Annotated in this window: 12 protein-coding genes; 5 read left to right on the forward strand and 7 right to left on the reverse strand. The window is 66.6% G+C overall.

The features are described 5' to 3' along the window. Positions 1–139: 139 nt before the first annotated feature. Positions 140–3,133, reverse strand: a complete 2,994-nt coding sequence (locus tag ACQY9P_RS03110; RefSeq protein ID WP_421736715.1) for a TonB-dependent receptor — start codon at positions 3,131–3,133, stop codon at positions 140–142. Positions 3,134–3,639: 506 nt separating this feature from the next. Between ACQY9P_RS03110 and ACQY9P_RS03115 the strand changes: the two genes are divergently transcribed. From ACQY9P_RS03115 to ACQY9P_RS03130, 4 genes are read left to right on the forward strand one after another with little or no spacing between them, the layout of a single operon-like run. Then, the gene (locus tag ACQY9P_RS03115; RefSeq protein WP_421736714.1) at positions 3,640–5,136 is read left to right on the forward strand and encodes an efflux transporter outer membrane subunit; all 1,497 of its coding nucleotides are present in this window, start codon (positions 3,640–3,642) and stop codon (positions 5,134–5,136) included. 11 nt (positions 5,137–5,147) lie between these two features. Continuing rightward, positions 5,148–6,212 carry an efflux RND transporter periplasmic adaptor subunit gene (locus ACQY9P_RS03120; RefSeq protein ID WP_421736713.1) on the forward strand — a complete coding sequence of 355 codons (1,065 nt, stop codon included), beginning with the start codon at positions 5,148–5,150 and terminating at the stop codon, positions 6,210–6,212. Next, positions 6,212–9,319 carry an efflux RND transporter permease subunit gene (locus ACQY9P_RS03125; RefSeq protein ID WP_421736712.1) on the forward strand — a complete coding sequence of 1,036 codons (3,108 nt, stop codon included), beginning with the start codon at positions 6,212–6,214 and terminating at the stop codon, positions 9,317–9,319. Before ACQY9P_RS03120 ends, ACQY9P_RS03125 begins: the two co-directional genes overlap by 1 nt. After that, positions 9,316–9,801, forward strand: a complete 486-nt coding sequence (locus ACQY9P_RS03130; protein ID WP_421736711.1) for a GNAT family N-acetyltransferase — start codon at positions 9,316–9,318, stop codon at positions 9,799–9,801. The genes ACQY9P_RS03125 and ACQY9P_RS03130 overlap by 4 nt, the downstream gene beginning before the upstream one ends. On the opposite strand, the gene ACQY9P_RS03135 is transcribed toward ACQY9P_RS03130, so the two are convergent. The 5 genes from ACQY9P_RS03135 to rpsL form a co-directional block, all read right to left on the reverse strand. After that, positions 9,798–10,784, reverse strand: a complete 987-nt coding sequence (locus ACQY9P_RS03135) for a sensor histidine kinase (RefSeq protein WP_421736710.1) — start codon at positions 10,782–10,784, stop codon at positions 9,798–9,800. The genes ACQY9P_RS03130 and ACQY9P_RS03135 overlap by 4 nt on opposite strands. Before the next feature lie 226 nt (positions 10,785–11,010). Further along, the gene (gene tuf, locus ACQY9P_RS03140; RefSeq protein WP_421736709.1) at positions 11,011–12,201 is read right to left on the reverse strand and encodes an elongation factor Tu; all 1,191 of its coding nucleotides are present in this window, start codon (positions 12,199–12,201) and stop codon (positions 11,011–11,013) included. A 59-nt stretch (positions 12,202–12,260) separates the two neighbouring features. After that, positions 12,261–14,339, reverse strand: a complete 2,079-nt coding sequence (fusA, locus tag ACQY9P_RS03145) for an elongation factor G (protein ID WP_421736708.1) — start codon at positions 14,337–14,339, stop codon at positions 12,261–12,263. Between the two features lie 105 nt (positions 14,340–14,444). After that, positions 14,445–14,918 (reverse strand): 30S ribosomal protein S7, encoded by a 474-nt coding sequence (gene rpsG, locus ACQY9P_RS03150; RefSeq protein WP_007661568.1) that lies wholly within the window; start codon positions 14,916–14,918, stop codon positions 14,445–14,447. 12 nt (positions 14,919–14,930) lie between these two features. Next, positions 14,931–15,302, reverse strand: a complete 372-nt coding sequence (gene rpsL / locus ACQY9P_RS03155; protein ID WP_058350131.1) for a 30S ribosomal protein S12 — start codon at positions 15,300–15,302, stop codon at positions 14,931–14,933. A 331-nt stretch (positions 15,303–15,633) separates the two neighbouring features. Between rpsL and ACQY9P_RS03160 the strand changes: the two genes are divergently transcribed. Next, positions 15,634–16,356 (forward strand): hypothetical protein, encoded by a 723-nt coding sequence (locus ACQY9P_RS03160; RefSeq protein WP_421736707.1) that lies wholly within the window; start codon positions 15,634–15,636, stop codon positions 16,354–16,356. 131 nt (positions 16,357–16,487) lie between these two features. Here the strand turns inward: ACQY9P_RS03160 and rpoC are convergent, their stop codons facing one another. Further along, the gene (gene rpoC / locus ACQY9P_RS03165) at positions 16,488–20,678 is read right to left on the reverse strand and encodes a DNA-directed RNA polymerase subunit beta' (protein WP_421736706.1); all 4,191 of its coding nucleotides are present in this window, start codon (positions 20,676–20,678) and stop codon (positions 16,488–16,490) included. Positions 20,679–20,704: the final 26 nt, after the last annotated feature.

Raw genomic sequence — 20,704 nt, forward strand, 5'->3', positions numbered from 1 at the left:
GACGGAGAGGGGCTGCCATGAACAGAAGGGGACTTCCCCCTCCGTCGGCTACGCCGACACCTCCCCCGCTAGGGGGAGGATCTAAGAAAAAGAGCGCGCCCCTTGCGAGGCGCGCTCCATCTCCAGCCTCGAAAGGAGCCTAGAACTTCTTGCGAAGGCCCACCTTGTAGGTGCGGCCCAGCGGGTCCCCGGTGAAGGGGTCGTAGCCCAGGTCGAGGCGGGCGTAGGACGGATCCTTGTCGAAGAGGTTGGTGATCGCCGCCGTCAGGGTGGTGTCCCAGGGCAGGAAGACGCGATAGGCCAGATCGGTCAGGGTCTGGGCGTCGATCTTCTTGCCGGCGCTGATCGTCACCGCGGCGCCCGTCGTGTCCTTGTAGTTGGGCAGGAACGGCGCGGTGCGCTGGTCGGTGTAGGAGTCGATATAGTGGACCGTCAGGCGCACATTGTGCGGCCCCATGTTCCACTCGCCAAAGACGTCACCCTTCCACTGCGGGATCGGCACGACCGTGGTCTGGTAGTTGAGCAGGCCCACGGCGTCGAAGGCCTTTTCCACCACCACGCCGGCGACGCTGGTGGCGCCGACCTTGTATTCGGAGACGTAGGTGGCGTTGGCGCCGACCGAAACCTCACCGCCCAGCACGTTGTCGAACCGGTAGTCGGCCGAGAAGTCGAAGCCCGAGTTCTTCACCGCCGCGCCGTTGATATAGTTGGTCTTCAGGCGGGCGATGCTGGTGGTGGGCGTGCCGCAGGCGCCGTTGAAGGTGAAGCGGGCCACCAGGGCGGCATAGGCCGGATCGGCGCAGTTGTTGGCTCCGGCCGCGCCGTTCGGATAGAGGGCGTTGACGATGCCCGCGACCGGCTCGGCCACGATCGGGTTTTTGAAGTCGAACTTGAAGTAGTCGATGCTGCCCTTGAAGTTGCCGACGCTGAACAGCAGGCCGCCGTTATAGGTGTTGGCCTTTTCCGGCTTCAGGTTCGGATTGCCGAAGATGTCCACGGCCCGGAACACGCCCAGGATCCCCTGCAGCGAGGTGATCGAGGTGGTGGTGGTCTGCGGATCCGGCGGACCGCGGAACGTCGAACCGGCCGAGGCGCGCACGGCCATCCAAGGCAGGGCCTGCCAGCGGACCGAGGCCTTGGGATTGAAGGTCGAACCCACCGCGCCGCCATAGTTCTCGTAGCGGGCGGCCAGCTGGGCCTGGAAGGTGTCGGTGATCGGCACGGACAGTTCGCCGAACGCGGCCATCACGTCGCTCTGGTTGTCGGCTTCGTTGCCGACGCCCAGGAACATGAAGGGTCCGTTGCGGGTGGAGCCCGTGCAGGTGGTCACGCCGAAGTCGGGCGTGTTGACGCACGGATTGATCGCCGCGTTGCTGATGTCGTTGTAGTCGGCCTTGAAGTAGGTGCGGCGATACTGGACGCCGGCCGCCCAGGCGATGTCGCCGCCCGGAAGGGTGATGGCCGTCTTGCCGTTCAGGACCGCTTCACCGACGAACAGTCGCGAGGACTGCTTGGTCGACAGCTTCTTGAAGAACCAGTCGACCAGGTCCTTGTTGTTGGCCAGGGCCGAATTGTAGGCCGGGTTGGCCGCGCCGGTGATGGCGTTGCTGGGGATCGCGCTGGCGAAGGGGTTGTAATACATGCACTGGCCGACGCCGGCCGTGCCCTGGATGCCCGGCAGCGACGGGTTGCTGTCGCACAGCGGACCGCCCAGGCCTTGCAGCGCCAGGGCGAAGCGGTTGACCAGGGTGTCGTAGCCGGTGCGGATGCCCACTTCCTGCGAGTAGGTCAGGGCGATGTCCCAGCCGATGCCGTTGTCGAACTCGCCCTGCAGGTCGCCCGAGACGCGGAAGGCGTCGAACGACCGCGCGCCGATCGAGGGGCCGTAGCCGAACTTGGGGTTGCCGCCGATGCCGAACGGCCGGTTGGCCGCGTTGATGGCGCCGAACGCGAAGACCGAGCTGGGCACGGTGCTCTGCGTGCCGTTGATCAGGCTGGTCAGGGTGACGGTGGGATTGGCCGCCATGAAGGCGATCAGGCCGGGGTTGCTGGCCGGCACGATGTAGCGCCCGGCGATCGGCGAGGCTTCAGCCGTGGGCGTGGCCAGGGCGGCGTAGGACGGCGAGGTGTTCCAGTCCGGAACGTCGGTGTGGGCGTACAGCACCTCGACGTGGAACTTGGTCTTGTCCGACAGGTCGGCGTTGACCTCGCCATAGATCTGCACCGCGTCGGACTTTTCCACGAGGTTGTCGAACGGGGTGTAGTGCCAGTAGCAGACCGGGGTCAGACCGCTGAAGCCGGGGAAACCGCTCAGGCCCGAGCAGCCCGGGTCCCGCAGGCCGTTGGTGGTGCTGGCCAGGGGGATGAAGGTCGAGGGGTTGCCCGCCGCCGACCAGCCCGCCTCGGGGTTGGACAGATAGGGCCGGTTGGCCCATTCGCGGTCGGCGACGCTGAGCTTGGAGCGATGCTGCCAGCCGGCGCTGACCAGCACGTTGCCGTTGTCCCAGATCTTGCCGAACGTGGCGTTGACGCCGTAGTCGCCCTTGGAGCCGTCGATGACCCGGTAGTCGGCGCCGACCTCCAGGCCGCTGAAGTTCTTCTTGGTGATGAAGTTGACGACGCCGGCGATGGCGTCGGAGCCATAGGTCGCCGCCGCGCCGTCCTTGAGCACTTCCAGGCGGCCGATGGCGGCGGCGGGAATGATGTTGGTGTCGACAATGCCCGCGCCGGCCGCGCCGAACGGGTTGATGGCCATCCGGCGGCCGTTCAGCAGCACCAGGGTGCGTTGCGAGCCGAGGCCGCGCAGGTTGACCGAGCCCGAACCTTCGGAGCCCTGGGCGCGACTGTCGAACTGGTTGGTGTCGCCCAGCACGCCGCTGGACACCGACAGGGCCTTCAGGAGTTCGACGGTGGAGGGCGAGCCTCGCTTCTGCAGCTCTTCGGCGCCGATGACTTCCACCGGCAGGGCGGCGTCTTCGGGGGTGCCGCGAATGAAGGAGCCGGTGACGACGACTTCCTCGACTTCGGTGGGCGCGGTGTCAGGCTTGGCTTGCTGCGCATGGGCGACGCCGGTTGTCAGGGCGATGGCCAACGCCATGGACGAGCCGCCGCGCAGGAACACGGTTCTTTTCATTTTTCTTCCCTCCCTCGTTTGCTTTTTTTTGACGCGTAGTCTTGGAGGGCCGCAGTCGATCTCAGGCGGCGGGGCGCTCCGGTCGAGGAAAGGCGCGCGAAATCCCGCCGCAAGCGACGGGATCAGGCCTCGCGCCATTTTCGAAACGTGAAGATGCGCCGTTCATTGCCGACAACCTTGGGATCTCCCCCAGCCGGATCATTGGAAAGCCACGCATACTGGCCCGCCTACTCCCGCGCGCCGGTGTTCGATTTCGGATTCGAACATCTGTTTCGATGATGCGGTATGTTTTGACGGTACGTCAACCTGCGCCCTGCCCCCCTGGGGCTTCGTGTCGCGGCTGACATGTTCCGGCAACATGAGACAGCAAGAGCGTCACGAGGACCGCGCGTTCGGTGATCAATGATCAATAAGGGGTTTTCCCCAGGCGCCGAGACGCCTAATTGAGAGCCGGAACAGTCGCCGCCGCTCAGGGCTCGGCGAGGTCACTGAGCAGGTTGGACTTCATGAGTTTCGTCGCGACGGACGCCCCTGGGCATGTTCGCGCCTTTGGTCCCCGGGCCCGCGCGATCACGGCCTCGGGTTTCGCCGCCCTGGCCCTGACCGGCTGTGTCTCCGCGCCCCGACAGGCCGACACGCGCCTGCCCGCCGCCTATGAGGCCCCCGCCGGTGTGGCCTTGCCGGACCAGGCCCTGGACCGCTGGTGGACCGCCTTCAACGACCCGGCCCTCACCCAGCTAATCGAGACCGCCCTCGCGCAGAGCCCCGACGCCCGCCTGGCCGCCGCGCGGCTGGACGAGGCCCGCGCCGTGCGCGGCGGCCAGGTGCGCCAGCTCTACATCCCCTCCACGCCCCTGACCGGCGCGGCCAGCAAGACCCACACGAAGATCATCGACCAGAGCGGCGCGGGCGGCTTCACCCAGGGCGGCGACAGCGAGAGCTACAGCGCCAATTTCGATGTCAGCTGGGAGCTGGATCTGATCGGTCGTCGCCGGGCGGCGATGAAGTCCGTCAACAACGATCTGGCCGCCGCGCGCTTCAACCACGAGGGCGCGCGGGCCGCGCTGGCCGCCAATGTCGCCCAGTCCTACTTCCAGGCCCGCACCCTGGCCGTGCAGCTGGACGACGCCCGCCAGAGCGAGCGCATCGCCGGATCCCTGGCCGACACCTCCGCTGAACGAAGTCGTCGGGGACTGTCGGCCGGTTCCGAAGCCGATCGCGCCGCCGCCGACCGCGCGCAGGCCCAGGCCCAGGTCGCCGGCCTGGAGGCTGAACTGCAGGTCGCCCGGCGCAGTCTGCTGATCCTGGTGGGACGCGGCGTCGATCCGCTGGCCAGCCTGCCGGTTCCCGCCGTCCTGGCCGACGCGCCGCCCGCCCCCGCCGCCATTCCGGGCGCCCTGCTGGCGCGACGCCCCGACGTGCGTGAGGCCCAGGCCCGCCTGGCCTCGGCCTCGGCCAATCTGAACGTCAATGAGCTGGCCCTGTTTCCCACCTTCACCCTGGCGCCGGGCCTTGGCCTAGCCAAGTCGGTGTCGCCCAGTTTCCTGTCGCCGGGCACAACGTCCTCGACATCCAGCTCGGCCTGGACGATCGGCGCGAACCTGTCGATCCCGGTGCTGAACATCCCCACCCTGCTGGCCAATATCGACGCCCAGAACGCCCGCACCGAGCAGGCCGCCGTGACCTATGAGAAGACGGTGCAGACCGCGTTCGGCGAGGCCGAGGGCGCCCTGCTGCAGCTGGCGGCCGACAATCGGCGCGTCGCCCTGCTGGCCGCCGGCGAGGCCCGCGCCGCCACCGGCTATGAGGCCAACCGCAAGGGCTATGCCGCCGGCCTCACCGACCTGACCTCGGCCCTGCAGGCCGAACAGTCGTGGCGCGCCGCCCGCACCGCCCTGACCGGCGCCCGGGGCCAGGCCCTGCAGCGCGCCGTGCAAACCTACAAGGCCCTCGGCGGCGGCTGGTCGCCCGATGCGGTCCCCAGCAAAGCTTCCTCGCGATGAGATCCGCCTCGATGACGTCCCGCACCCTGATCGCCGCCCTGCTCCTGACGACGACCCTGGGCGTCACCGCCTGCGGCGGGAAGAAGGACGCGCCCCAGACGGCCGCGAAGCCCGCCCAGCAGGCGCGGACCGTGACCGTCGGCCGCGTCGAGAGCCGCCCCCTGGGCGTCGGCTTCGAGGCCTCCGGCCAGCTGGTGCCGCGTGAAGAGGCCGCCGTGGGCTCGGAACTGTCAGGCTATCGCGTCGCTCGGGTCTTCGTCGAGGAAGGCGCCAGTGTCCGCGCCGGCCAACCCCTGGTCCAGTTGGACGACACCCTGCTGCGCGCCCAGATCGCCCAGCAGGCGGCCGTCACCGCCCAGGCCCAGGCGGAAGCCGCGCGGGTCGCCGGCCTGGACGGCCAGGGCATCCTCTCGCAGGAACAGATCGAGAGCCGTCGCTACGCCGCCAAGGCGCAGGAAGCCGCCCTGGCCGAACTGCGCACCCGCGCCAGCCGCATGATGGTCACGGCCCCGGTCGGCGGCCGCGTGCTGGAACGCACCATCCGCCCCGGCGACATCTCGGGCGGCGGAACCACGCCGTGGTTCCGGATCGCCCGCGACGGCCTGGTCGAGCTGGACGCCGAGGTCGGCGAGGCTCAGCTGTCGGGCCTGCGCGTCGGCCAGAGCGCCCAGGTCACCCTGCCCGACGGCCGGGTGGTCTCCGGCGCCATCCGCCTGATCAGCCCGCGCATCGACGCCACCACCCGCCTGGGCAAGGTCCGGGTGCGCCTGCCCGTCGACAGCGACCTGCGGCCCGGCGGCTTCGGCCGCGCCGCCTTCGGCTCGTCGGGCAAGACCGTCAAGGCCGTGCCCGAGGCCGCCATCCGCTATGACGCCGAGGGCTCGTCGCTGGTGACGGTCGACGCCTCCAATCGCGCCCGCCAGGCGCCGGTGCGCACCGGCCAGCGCGGCGGCGGCTGGGTGGAACTTCTGGACGGCCCGCCCGCCGGAACCCGCGTGCTGCTGGGCGGCTCGGCCTTCACGCTGGACGGCGACCTGGTCGCCCCCACCGACGCCGCCGGCAAGGCCGCGCGCTAATGGCCCAGGTCCGCATATCCGCCTGGTCGATCAAGAACCCGATCCCCGTCGCGGTCCTGTTCATCGCCCTGGTCCTGGCCGGCATCGCCAGTTACCTGATGCTGCCGATCAAGCAGTATCCCAACGTCTCGTTCCCGCTGGTCGCCGTGACCATCACCCAGAGCGGCGCCGCCGCCGGCGAGATGGAAACCCAGATCACCCGCCCGATCGAAGACGCCGTCGCCGGCATCTCGAACGTCAAGAGCATCCGCTCCTCGGTCGTGCAGGGCGTCTCGACCACCTCGATCGAGTTCGAGATCGGCGAGGACCTGCAAAAGGCCACCGACGAGGTGCGCTCCAAGATCGACCAGTCGCGCGCCCTGCTGCCGCGCGAGATCGACGAGCCCATCGTCCAGCGCGTCGACCTGGATTCGCTGCCGATCGTCACCTACGCGGTCTCGTCGCCCGACATGACGATGAGCCAGCTGTCCTGGTTCGTCGACGACACCATCAGCCGGGCCCTGCAGGGTGAAAAGGGCGTGGCCCAGGTGGCCCGGGTGGGCGGCGTCGATCGCGAGATCAATATCGTCATCGACCCCGACCGCATGGCCGCCGCCGGCCTGACCGCGCCGCAACTGAACAACGCCCTGGCCAGTTTCAGCCAGGACGCCCCCGGCGGGCGCGTGGCGATCGGCGATCGCGAGCAGACGGTGCGCGTTCTGGCCGCCGCCCATACGGTCGAGCAACTGCGCGCCCTGACCATTCCCACCACGGGCGGACGCTTCGTGCGCCTGACCGACGTGGCCGAGGTGGGCGACGGCGCCGGCGAGGCCCGCTCGTTCGCGCGACTGGACGGCCGCCCCGTGGTGGCCTTCCAGGTCAGCAAGACCAAGGACGCCAGCGACGTGCGCGTCGAGGACGGCGTGATCATCGCCATCGCCAAGCTCGAGGCGGCGCATCCCGGCGTGAAGTTCACCAAGATCTATTCGATCGTCGATGACACCCGCGCCAGCTTCTCGGCCACCAAGGCCACCCTGCTGGAAGGCATGGCCCTCGCCGCCCTGGTGGTGTTCCTGTTCCTGCGCGAGTGGCGGGCAACGGCCATCACCGCCATCGCCATGCCGATGTCGCTGATCCCGACCTTCATCTTCATGGCGATCATGGGCTTCTCGCTCAATGTCGTGACGCTGCTGGGCCTGACCCTGGTGATCGGCATCCTGGTCGACGACGCCATCGTCGAGATCGAGAACATCGAAAAGCGCGTGGCCGCCGGCCAACGCCCCTATGAGGCCGCCATGGTCGGGGCCGACGCCATCGGACTGGCCGTCGTGGCCACCACCTTCACCATCGTGGCCGTGTTCGCGCCCGTGGCCTTCATGCCCGGCATTCCCGGCCAGTTCTTCCGCGAGTTCGGCCTGACCGTCGCCGTCGCCGTCCTGTTCTCGCTGGTGGTGGCCCGCCTGCTGACCCCGCTGCTGGCCGCCTATTTCCTCAAGCCCTCCAGCAACCCGCATCCGCGCAAGCCGTTCAAGGGCCTCTACCGCGACACGCTGGAATGGGCGCTGGATCACCGGATCGTCGCCTGCGTCATCGGCGGCGTGATCTTCGCCGGATCGATCTTCATGGCCGCGGGCCTGCCCGCGGGCTTCCAGCCGCCCGGCAACAACAACTACTACTATCTGAAGGTCCAGGGCCCGCCCGGCGCGACCGCCGCCGACATGGACCGCGCCGTGACGGCGATCACCAAGCTGTTTGGCGAACGTCCCGAGACCGCCCACGTCTTCGCCCAGATCGGCTCGGTGATCGCCTCCAGCGGCCCCGGCGGCGGCAGCGGCGGCAGCGACCTGCGCGACGGCACCGTCACCGTGGTGCTGCATGACAAGCGCGATCTGAAGGTGCCGCAGATCAAGGCCCTGATGCGCGACAAGCTGCTCGACCTGCCCGACGTGCGGGTCAATCTGCTCAGCGACGACGGCGCGGCCGAGGTGCAGACCATCCTGACCAGCGAGGACGGCACGGCTCTGGAACGCGCCGCCCTGGTGCTGGAACGGCAGATGCGCGGCCTCAAGACCATCGCCGATCCGCGACCGGCCTCGCCGCCCAGCGGACCGGAAATCGTCATTCGCCCGCGCACCGACGAGGCCGCCCGGCTGGGCGTGTCCGCCGCCGACATCGCCGCCATCGCCCGGGTGGCGACCGTGGGCGACATCGACGCCAATGTCGCCAAGCTGACCGACGGTGAACGACGCCTGCCGATCCGGGTGCGCCTGGATGAAGGCGTGCGCTCGGACCTGCAAAGGATCAAGGCCCTGCAGGTCCCGACCGCCACGGGCGGCTTCACCCGCCTGGACGCCGTCGCCGATGTCGAGTTCCAGGCTGGCCCCGCCAAGATCGAACGGTTCGGCCGCAAGCGCCAGCTGACCACCGAGGCCGATCTGCAGCCCGGCGTGGTGCTGGGCTCGGCCAATGCCGAGGTCGACAACCTGCCGATCATGAAGAACCTGCCCGCCGGCGTGGTGAAGGCGACCGGCGGCACGGAAGAGGCCATGGGCGAGCTGTTCGGCGGCTTCGCCATCGCCCTGCTGTCGGCGATCTTCCTGGTGTTCGGCGTGATGGCGCTGCTGTTTGGCAGTTTCTTCAAGCCGATCACCATCATGTCGGCCCTGCCGCTGGCCATCGGCGGCGCGTTCATGGGCCTGCTGGCCTGCGGCATGAGCATGTCGATCCCGTCGCTGATCGGCCTGCTGATGCTGATGGGCCTGGCGGCCAAGAACTCGATCCTACTGGTCGACTACGCCATCGAGGAAGAGCGGGCCGGCAAGCCGCAGCGCGAAGCGATCATCGAGGCCTGCCGCGAGCGGGCCCGGCCGATCATCATGACCACCCTGGCGATGATGGCCGGCATGCTGCCGACCGCCCTGGGTCTGGGCAAGGGCTCGGAATTCCGCCAGCCGATGGCCGTGGCCGTGATCGGCGGGCTGATCACCTCCACCGTGCTGTCGCTGGTGCTGGTTCCGGTCGTCTATGAGTTCATCGACGACTTCGAAACCTGGCTCAAGCCCAGGCTGGCCCGCCTGACCACACCGCGCGAGGCGCCGGCCGCGCCGGCCCCCGTCGAACGTCCATGAGCGATCTCGTCGTGCGCGGGTTCGTGAGCGACGACGGCGCCCAGGTCGTCGACCTGATCCTGTCGATCCAGCGCCAGGAGTTCGGCCTGTCGATCACAGCCGCCGACCAGCCTGACCTGGCGGCGATCCCGGACTTCTACCAGACCGGCGCCGGCGGCTTCTGGGTGGCGACGCTGGACGACGTGATCGTCGGCTCGATCGCGCTGAAGGACATAGGCGGCTCCGCCGTGGCCCTGCGCAAGATGTTCGTCGCCCCCAAAGGACGCGGCCAGGCCGGCGCGGCCGGCGCCCTGCTGGAGGCGGCCCTGAGCCATGCCCGCGCCCACACCGTCACCGATATCTATCTAGGCACGACGGACCGTTTCCGGGCCGCCCACAGGTTCTACGAGAAGAACGGCTTCGCCCAGGTCGCGCCGGACGATCTGCCGGCCGCCTTTCCACGCATGACGGTGGACACCCGGTTCTACCGGCTGCGCCTCTAGCTCTCGATGAGAGCCGGATAGGTCAGGCGGCAGGTTGTCCAGCCGTCGCCGCGGGTCATCTCGAACCGGCCGCCCAACTGCCCCGCCATGGCCCGCACGATGCGCAGGCCCAGGCTCGTTGACTTGGCCGGGTCGAAGCCCTCGGGTGGCCCCGCGCCGTTGTCGCGCACGGTCAGCACGTGGTCCGCGCCATCCTGATCCAGCCGCACCGCCACCGCGCCGTCGCGCCCCCCGGCGAAGGCGTGCTCCAGGGCGTTGTTGAAGCACTCCAGCAGGACCAGGGTGACGGGCGTGGCCTGATCGGAATGCAGAGGCAGCTCGCCGCCCTCGATGGAGACGCTGGCCTGGGTTCCGGCGGCGACATTGGCGTCGTTGAGCAGGGACTGGGCGAAGATCCGGAAGGGCACGGGGTCGCCGACGCGGTTGTGCAACTCGCGCTGGATCTTGGCGATCACCTCGATCCGCCCGCCCGCCTCCTGCAGGGCGTGCCGGGCGTCGCCGTCCTTGACCCCCGCCGCCTGCAACCGCAGCAGAGCGCCGACCACCTGGATGTTGTTGCTCACGCGGTGATGCAGCTCGCGGTACAGCAGGTCCTGGCTCTCGGCCAGCCGGGCATAGCGCTCGCGTTCGCGCGACAGCTGCCGCACCGCGCGCTGCATGCCGTCGATGAAGAAGATGTCCACCGCCACGACAAAGGCGAAGAAGCCCAGGGCCACAAAGGTGGTCGGACCGAAGGCGAAATGCTGCTCTGGTCCGATGAAGAAATACCAGGCCGCCAGGCCCGATAGCGTCGCGCACAGAACGGCCGGTCGCGCGCCGACGAAATAGGTCGTGACGATGATGACGGGGAAAAACGTCAGGTAGGGAAAGCCGGGGGGGAACCAGTCGCCCAGCAGCAGGCGAACGACCAGCCCCAGGCCGGCCGCCGCCACGGCGAAGCCATACCTGTACGCGATCGTCTCTTTCAGCGCCCGCGGCGTCATCACTTGCTCCCCCACCCCACGCTTGCTGACCGCTCGCCGCACACTCGTCAAGTCGGTAGCCGACATAGACAGGTCGCTACAGTCAAGCTTCAGGAGTCATCGCATCAAACGGCCGCGCGCGCGCCCGGATCTCTGCTGAGGGCGCGGCGAACCCCCAAAGCAAAAGGCCCCGGCGTTTCCGCCGGGGCCTTCGCTTTAGATCAGCTTGTCGCTGAAGATCGGTCGACTACTCGACGATCTTGGCGACCACGCCGGCGCCGACGGTACGGCCGCCTTCGCGAATGGCGAAGCGCAGGCCCTGGTCCATGGCGATCGGGGTGATCAGCTCGACGTCCAGCTCGGCGTTGTCGCCCGGCATGATCATTTCCACGCCTTCGCGCAGCTTGATGATCCCGGTCACGTCCGTCGTGCGGAAGTAGAACTGCGGACGATAGTTGGTGAAGAACGGCGTGTGACGACCGCCTTCTTCCTTCGTCAGGATGTAGGCTTCAGCCACGAACTTGGTGTGCGGCGTGATCGAACCCGGCTTGCACAGCACTTGGCCGCGCTCGACGTCTTCGCGCTTGGTGCCGCGCAGCAGAACGCCGACGTTGTCGCCCGCTTGACCTTGGTCCAGCAGCTTGCGGAACATTTCGACGCCCGTGCAGACCGTCTTCTGAACCGGACGGATGCCGACGATTTCGACTTCTTCGCCGACCTTGACGATGCCCTTTTCGATACGGCCGGTCACCACGGTGCCGCGGCCCGAGATCGAGAACACGTCTTCGACCGGCATCAGGAAGGGCAGGTCAACAGGGCGTTCCGGCTGCGGGATGTAGTCGTCAACCGTCTGCATCAGCGCCAGGATCGACTGTTCGCCGATCTTGGGATCGCCGCCGTCGATGGCGACCTTGGCCGAACCCTTGGTGATCGGAATGTCGTCGCCCGGGAAGTCATACGACGAAAGCAGCTCGCGCACTTCCATCTCGACCAGCTCGAGCAGCTCTTCGTCGTCGACCAGGTCGACCTTGTTCATGTAGACGACCAGCGCCGGAACGCCGACCTGACGGGCCAGCAGGATGTGCTCGCGGGTCTGGGGCATCGGGCCGTCGGCGGCCGAAACCACCAGGATCGCGCCGTCCATCTGCGCAGCGCCCGTGATCATGTTCTTCACATAGTCGGCGTGGCCGGGGCAGTCGACGTGGGCGTAGTGACGGTTGGCCGTCTCATATTCCACGTGCGCGGTGTTGATCGTGATGCCGCGGGCCTTTTCTTCCGGCGCCGCGTCGATGTCGGCGTAGTTCATCGCCTTGCCGCCGCCGGCCTTGGCCAGCGTGATCGTGATCGCAGCCGTCAGCGTCGTCTTGCCATGGTCAACGTGACCAATCGTGCCGATGTTGCAGTGCGGCTTGTTACGTTCGAACTTTTCCTTGGCCATTTTTCTCTACCTTGGGACCCCAGAGGGGCCATCAATTAATGGGAATATCTGGGGTTTGCTTACGCGTACTTCTTGATCACTTCGTCGGCGACGTGTTGCGGCACCGGCTCGTAGTGGTCGTACTGCATGGTGAACTGGGCGCGGCCTTGCGACATGCCCCGCAGGGTGTTGACGTAGCCGAACATGTTGGCCAGCGGCACGAAGGCGTTAACCACCGTGGCGTTGCCGCGCATGTCTTGACCCTGGATCATGCCGCGACGGCTGTTCAGGTCGCCGATCACCGAACCCAGGTACTCTTCCGGGGTCACGACTTCGACGGCCATGATCGGCTCGAGCAGCTTGGGGGCGCCCTTTTCACGCAGTTCCTTGAAGGCGGCGCGCGACGCGATTTCGAACGCCAGCACGCTGGAGTCGACGTCGTGGTACTTGCCGTCCGTCAGGGTGGCCTTGAAGTCGATCAGCGGGAAGCCGGCGAGCAGACCGTTGTCCTTGACGGACATCAGGCCCTTTTCGACGCCCGGGATGTATTCCTTGGGCACCGCGCCGCCGACGATGGCGCTTTCGAAGACGAAGCCCGAACCCGGCTCGCCCGGCTCGAACGTGATCATGACGCGGGCGAACTGGCCCGTACCACCGGTCTGCTTCTTGTGGGTGTAGTCGATCTCGGCGCGCTTGCCGAGGGACTCGCGATAGGCAACCTGCGGCGCGCCGATGTTGGCTTCGACCTTGTAGGTCCGCTTCAGGATGTCGATCTTGATGTCCAGGTGCAGTTCGCCCATGCCCTTCAGGATCGTCTGGCCGCTTTCGAAATCGGTCGAGACGGTGAAGGACGGATCTTCGGCGGCCAGTTTCTGCAGGGCGACGCCCAGCTTTTCCTGGTCGGCCTTCGACTTGGGCTCGACGGCGATCTCGATGACGGGCGCCGGGAATTCCATGCGCTCCAGGATCACCGGCGACTTCAGCGGATCGCACAGGGTGTCACCCGTGCGGGTTTCCTTGAGGCCGGCCAGGGCGACGATGTCGCCGGCGAAGGCTTCCTTGATGTCTTCGCGGTTGTTGGAGTGCATGAGCAGCATGCGGCCAACGCGCTCGCGCTTGTCGCGCGTGGCGTTCAGCAGGCCCATGCCGGTTTCCAGCTTGCCCGAATAGATGCGGCAGAAGGTCAGCGAACCAACGAAGGGGTCGTCCATGATCTTGAACGCCAGAACCGACAGGGGCTCTTCGTCCGAGGCGCGACGCACGACTTCTTCTTCGGTCTTGAAGTCGATGCCCTTGGTCGGCGGGATGTCCAGCGGCGACGGCAGGTAGTCGACGACGGCGTCCAGGAGCGTCTGCACGCCCTTGTTCTTGAAGGCCGAGCCGCAGAGGATCGGATAGAAGGCGCCGTTCAGCACAGCCTTGCGGATGCACTTCTTCAGCACGGCTTCCGAGGGCTCTTCGCCGCCCAGATAGGCTTCCATCGCCTCGTCGTCGAGTTCGACGGCGTTGTCGATCAGGTACTGACGGGCTTCGTTGGCCTTCTCGACCAGATCGGCCGGGATCGGACCGACGGTGAAGTTGGCGCCCAGGGCGTCGTTGTCCCAGATGACCGAGGTCATGGTCACGATGTCGACCAGGCCGCGCAGGTTCGATTCGGAGCCGATCGGGAACTGGATCGGAACGGCCTTGGCGCCCAGACGGTCGCGGATCGACTGCACCGAGGCGTCGAAGTCAGCGCCGATCTTGTCCATCTTGTTGACGAACACGATCCGCGGAACCCGGTACTTGTCGGCCTGACGCCAGACCGTTTCGGTTTGCGGTTCAACGCCGGCGTTGCCGTCCAGAACGGCGACGGCGCCGTCGAGCACGCGGAGCGAACGCTCGACTTCAATGGTGAAGTCGACGTGGCCTGGGGTGTCGATGATGTTGAGGCGCTTTTCTTTCCAGAAAGCGGTCGTCGCGGCCGACGTGATCGTGATGCCGCGCTCTTGCTCCTGGTCCATCCAGTCCATGGTCGCGGCGCCGTCGTGGACTTCGCCGATCTTGTGCGACTTACCCGTGTAATACAGGATCCGCTCGGTCGTCGTCGTCTTCCCGGCGTCGATGTGCGCCATGATGCCGAAGTTACGGTAGTCTTCGATTTTATGCTGGCGGGCCATGATGGAGCTCTGCGTAGCGCTGCCGTGGGGCAGGGACATTTAAACGTGCGGCGCGGGCGGTTTATCGCAAACCGCCCGCGCCTGAAAGAGTGCTGGTAAGAAAGGTTACCAGCGGTAGTGCGAGAACGCCCGGTTGGCTTCAGCCATCTTGTGGGTGTCTTCGCGCTTCTTCACCGCGGTGCCGCGGTTGTTGGAAGCATCGAGCAGTTCACCGGCCAGCTTCTCGGTCATGGTGTTCTCGCCACGCTTGCGCGCAGCGGTCACCAGCCAGCGGATGGCCAGGGCGCGACGACGGTCCGGACGAACTTCAACCGGCACCTGATAGGTGGCGCCGCCAACGCGACGCGACCGGACTTCGATCGCCGGGGCGACGTTGTCCAGGGCGGAGTGGAAGGTCTCAAGCGGACCTTGGTCCTTGCGCTTGTTTTCCAGGATGTCGAAAGCACCATAGATGATGTTTTCGGCGACGGCTTTTTTGCCCTCGTACATCACGTAGTTCATGAACTTCGTGACAATCAGATCTCCAAACTTGGGATCCGGCAGGACTTGGCGTTTCTCGGCGCGACGGCGGCGGGACATTCTTCTTTTTCCTTACTTCGGACGCTTGGCGCCGTAGAGCGAACGACGCTGCTTACGATCCTTGACACCTTGGGTGTCGAGGACGCCGCGCAGGATGTGATAGCGCACGCCGGGCAAATCCTTGACGCGGCCGCCGCGGATGAGCACCACCGAGTGCTCCTGCAGGTTGTGGCCTTCGCCCGGGATGTAGCAAACGGCTTCGATGCCGGTGGTCAGACGGACCTTGGCGACCTTACGCAGAGCCGAGTTCGGCTTCTTCGGGGTCGTCGTATAGACGCGGGTGCAAACACCGCGACGTTGAGGGCAGCCCTTCAGGGCGGGCACCTTGTTCCGGACCGGCTTCGGAGAGCGCGGCTTACGGATGAGCTGGTTGACGGTAGGCATTAAGTCTCTGCTCTGATGGAAGCGTGTGCCTTTCGGCCGAGGCGCTTCAGGTCCTTGTCATTTATTCCGGCTTGCAAGGCCCCGTTAGGAGACCCGATAAACACGAAACTCGCCGGGACGCGGAAAGCGTTCCGGCGGGCTATCCGTCGATAGGGACGGGCGTTCATCAGGACGGGCGCAAAGCCCACCTCGAAAGAGCGCGGTATTTACTCGCGAAGTCGATCCGCGTCAACGCCAGTGATTGCGTCGGTTAATGCGGTCTTAAAGGCCACGCTTTCGCCACTTCCGGTGGAGAGGGTGGCGCGGATATCCTCCATTCGTCGAGTTCCTGGTGACCTTATATACGGCGCGCCTTCGCCCATCGAGACGGACCGCCGTACTGGCCCTTTCCCTGGCCGCCCACGCGGTCGTGCTGGGCTTCCTGGCCTTTCCGCGAATCGAGGCGTTCGTCGATCGCTCCAATGACGAGGACGCCCTCACCGTCCTGCTGGAACGGCCGCCCAGACCGATCGACGCCCCCTCGCCCGCCGCCCAGGCCGCCTCGCCCCTGGCGCCGCCCGTGATGCGGCCAAGGGCCCCGCGCCTGGCCGTTCCGGCCACAGTCGCGCCCTTGGCGATCGGGGGCGCGCCACGCATCGGAACCGCTCCACACCCGGCGCCCCTGCCCGAAGGGCCCAGGGGCGACCTGCGCTCGGCCCTGCGGGGCAGCAGCGTCGGCTGCGCCAACGAGGCGGCCGTCGGCCTGAACCGGCGAGAGATCGAGCGCTGCCACGAGCGCTGGGGCGAGGCGGACCGCAAGGCGCCCGTCTACGCCAACGCCCCGCGCAGCGCTGCGGCGGCGGCCGACTTCGAACGTCAGGCCGCCGGCCAGGAGGCCTATCGTCGCTACCTGGACGCGCCCATGGGCCCGGGCGTCAATCACCGCGATCACGGCGGCCCCGGCCAGGCCAAGGACATCCCCTTCGTGATGGGCGACACTGACGGAATCGGTCGCAAGAAGTCGGATCAGAGTCTGGGCATCAAGCGTGACCCCACGCCGAAACGCGACCATTAGGTGCGACAGCCTCCCCGCCGGCCCCGAGCATGGACAAACGAAAAAGGCCCGGGATTTCTCCCGGGCCTTTCCGTTTAACGCGTCAGACTGAAGCCTAGTCGGCGTCCGCCATCCTTAAGTGTCGCAGACGCCTAGTCGGCGTCCGCGAGGGCGATGGCCGTCGGAAGCGGCTCCATCGCGTCTTCGCGCTGCTGGGCCAGCTGCTCGTCGCGCTTGGCGGCGACGCGCTGCAGGCTGCGCAGGTAGGAACCCGTACCGGCGGGGATCAGACGACCCACGATGACGTTTTCCTTCAGGCCTTCCAGGGTGTCGGTCTTGCCGTGCACCGAGGCTTCGGTCAGGACGCGGGTCGTTTCCTGGAACGACGCGGCCGAGATGAAGCTCTTGGTCTGCAGCGAGGCCTTGGTGATGCCGAGCAGCACGGGCTGGGTGGTGGCCGGACGGCCGCCACGCGAGATCGCGCGATCTTGCTCGATGTAGAACTCGGGCTTGTCGAGGTGATCGCCCTTGATCAGACCCGTATCGCCCGGTTCCAGGATCTCGACCTTCTGCAGCATCTGACGAACGATCGTCTCGATGTGCTTGTCGTTGATCGGCACGCCCTGCAGTCGATAGACCTCCTGGATTTCGTCCACGAGGAAGTTGGCCAGGGCCTCGACGCCCAGGATGCGCAGGATGTCGTGCGGATCCGGGTTGCCGTCGATGATGTATTCGCCGCGCGCGATGAAATCGCCATCGTGCACCGCGATGTGCTTGCCCTTGGGGATCAGGAACTCGACCGGTTCGGCCTGGTTGCCGTCGGCATCAGGCTCCGGCGTGATCTTGATCCGGCGCTTGTTCTTGTAATCCTTGCCGAATTCGACACGACCGTCCATTTCCGCGATGACCGCGCAGTCCTTGGGACGGCGGGCTTCGAAGAGTTCGGCGACGCGCGGCAGACCGCCGGTGATGTCGCGGGTCTTGGCGCCTTCGGTGGGGATCCGCGCGATGACCTCGCCCGGCTTGACCATGTCGCCGTCAGCGACGGAGAGAATGGCGCCGACCGACATCAGGTAGCGAGCCTCGCCGCCGTTGGCCAGGCGAACGTAAGAGCCGTCTTCGGCCAGAACGCCCATGGCGGGACGCAGGTCCGAAGCGCGGGCCGAGGTCCGCCAGTCGGCGATCACGCGCTGCGCGATGCCGGTGGCTTCGTCGGTTTCCTCGCGGACGGAGAAGCCGTCCACCAGGTCTTCCGCACGGATCTTGCCGGCCACTTCGGTGATGATCGGGGTGGTGTAGGGGTCCCAATCGGCCAGACGCTGGCCACGCTTCACCTTGTCGCCGTCCTTGATCTTCAGACGCGCGCCGTACGGCGGCTTGTAGTTCTCGCGTTCCTTGCCGTCGACCAGGACGCTCACGGCCGTGTTGCGGCTCATGACGACCAGGAAGCCTTCGGTGCCGACAACGGTGGCGCCGGTCACGCGGACCACGCCGTCGTTGCTGCTTTCGAAGAACGACTGCTCGGCCACCTGGGCGGTGCCGCCGATGTGGAAGGTCCGCATCGTCAGCTGGGTGCCGGGCTCGCCGATGGACTGGGCGGCGATGACGCCGACCGCTTCACCGATGTTGACCGGCGTACCGCGGGCCAGGTCGCGGCCGTAGCAGGCGCCGCAGACGCCGACCTTGGCTTCGCAGGTCAGGACCGAACGCACCTTCACCGACTGCACGGCGGCCGCTTCGATGGCGTCGGCCATGTTCTCGTCGAGATAGGTGTCGGCGGGAACGACCAGTTCGCCGGTCGCCGGATCCTTGATGTCCTCGGCCGAGAAGCGGCCCAGGACGCGCATGCCCAGCGAGACGAGGACGTCACCGCCCTCGACCACGGCCCGCAGGGTGATGCCCCGGGTGGTGCCGCAGTCTTCCTCGACGATGATGCAGTCCTGCGCCACGTCGACCAGACGACGGGTCAGGTAACCCGAGTTGGCGGTCTTCAGCGCGGTGTCGGCCAGACCCTTACGGGCGCCGTGGGTGGAGTTGAAGTACTCCTGAACGGTCAGGCCTTCCTTGAAGTTCGAGACGATCGGGGTCTCGATGATCTCGCCCGAAGGCTTGGCCATCAGACCGCGCATGCCGCCCAGCTGCTTCATCTGGGCTTGCGAACCACGAGCGCCGGAGTGGGCCATCATGTAGATGGCGTTGATTTCCTTCTCGCGGCCGTTCTCGTCCTTATGCTTCATCTGAAGCTCGGCCATCATCTCGTCGGCGACGCGATCGGTGGCCTTGGCCCAGGCGTCAACGACCTTGTTGTACTTCTCACCCTTGGTGATCAGGCCGTCGGCGTACTGTTGCTCGTACTCTTCAGCCAGGGTGCGGGTTTCGGCGACGATCGCCTCCTTCCGCTTCGGGATGATGATGTCGTCCTTGCCGAAGGAGATGCCGGCCTTGGCCGCTTCCTTGAAGCCCAGACCCATGATCTGGTCGGCGAAGATCACCGTCGCCTTCTGACCGCAGTGGCGGTAGACGACGTCGATCAGGTTGCCGATTTCCTTCTTGGTCAGCGCCTTCTCGATCAGTCGGTGACCGATCGCGGGGTGGCGCGGCAGCAGGGCGGCGATCTTCATCCGGCCCGGGGTGGTGTCGATCACGCGGCGACGGGCCACGCCATCGGCTTCCACTTCCGTGAAGCGCGACTTGATCTTGGCGTGCAGGCTGACGACGCCGGCGTCCATGGCGGCTTCGATTTCGGCGATGTCGCTGAAGATCTTGCCTTCGCCCGGCTCACCATCGCGAGCGACCGACAGGTAGTACAGGCCCAGGACGATGTCCTGCGACGGCACGATGATCGGGCGACCGTTGGCGGGCGACAGGATGTTGTTGGTCGACATCATCAGGACGCGCGCTTCGAGTTGCGCCTCCAGCGACAGCGGCACGTGGACAGCCATCTGGTCGCCGTCGAAGTCGGCGTTGAAGGCGGCGCAGACCAGCGGGTGCAGCTGGATGGCCTTGCCCTCGATCAGCTTGGGCTCGAACGCCTGGATGCCCAGACGGTGAAGCGTCGGCGCGCGGTTCAGCATCACCGGGTGTTCGCGGATCACCTCTTCGAGGATGTCCCACACCTGGGGCTGTTCGCGCTCGACCATGCGCTTGGATTGCTTGACGGTGCCCGACAGGCCCTTGGCGTCCAGGCGCGCATAGATGAACGGCTTGAACAGCTCCAGAGCCATCTTCTTGGGCAGGCCGCACTCGTGCAGCTTCAGGTCGGGACCCACGACGATGACCGAACGGCCCGAATAGTCGACGCGCTTGCCCAGCAGGTTCTGACGGAAGCGACCCTGCTTGCCCTTCAGCATGTCGGCCAGCGACTTCAGCGGACGCTTGTTGGCGCCGGTGATGACGCGACCGCGACGGCCGTTGTCGAACAGGGCGTCGACCGACTCCTGCAGCATCCGCTTTTCGTTGCGGATGATGATGTCGGGCGCGCGCAGCTCGATCAGGCGCTTGAGACGGTTGTTACGGTTGATGACCCGACGGTACAGGTCGTTCAGGTCGGAGGTGGCGAAGCGGCCGCCGTCCAGCGGCACCAGCGGACGCAGTTCCGGCGGGATGACCGGAACGACCGTCAGCACCATCCACTCGGGACGGTTGCCCGATTCCGAGAACGCCTCGAGGATCTTCAGGCGCTTGCTGAACTTCTTCTGCTTCATGTCCGACACGGTGCCGGCCAGCTCTTCGCGCAGGCGTTCGGCTTCCTTGTCGAGGTCGATCGCCTTCAGCAGGTTCTGGATGGCTTCGGCGCCGATCTCGGCGGTGAAGCTGTCATCGCCGTACTCTTCCTGGGCGCGCATGTAGTCGTCCTCGCTGAGCAGCTGGTGCTGCTTCAGCGGGGTCAGGCCCGGCTCGGTGATGATGTAGTATTCGAAGTACAGGACGCGCTCGATGTCCTTCAGCGGCATGTCGAGCATCATGGCGATACGCGACGGCAGCGACTTCAGGAACCAGATGTGGGCGACCGGCGAGGCCAGTTCGATGTGACCCATGCGCTCGCGACGGACGCGGGCCAGGGTGACTTCAACACCGCACTTTTCGCAGATGATGCCCTTGTACTTCATGCGCTTGTACTTGCCGCACAGGCATTCGTAGTCCTTGGTCGGGCCAAAGATACGGGCGCAGAACAGGCCGTCACGCTCGGGCTTGAACGTGCGGTAGTTGATGGTCTCGGGCTTCTTGATCTCGCCGAACGACCACGAGCGGATCTTTTCCGGCGAGGCCAGCGAGATGCGGATCTGGTCGAAGGTCGGAGCGGCCTGGACCGGATTGAAGATGTTCAGGACTTCCTGGTTCATCTTGGTTCCTTCTGCGGGACTACCCG

It is taken from the genome of Caulobacter sp., from assembly GCF_965279145.1.
GTDB lineage: Bacteria > Pseudomonadota > Alphaproteobacteria > Caulobacterales > Caulobacteraceae > Caulobacter.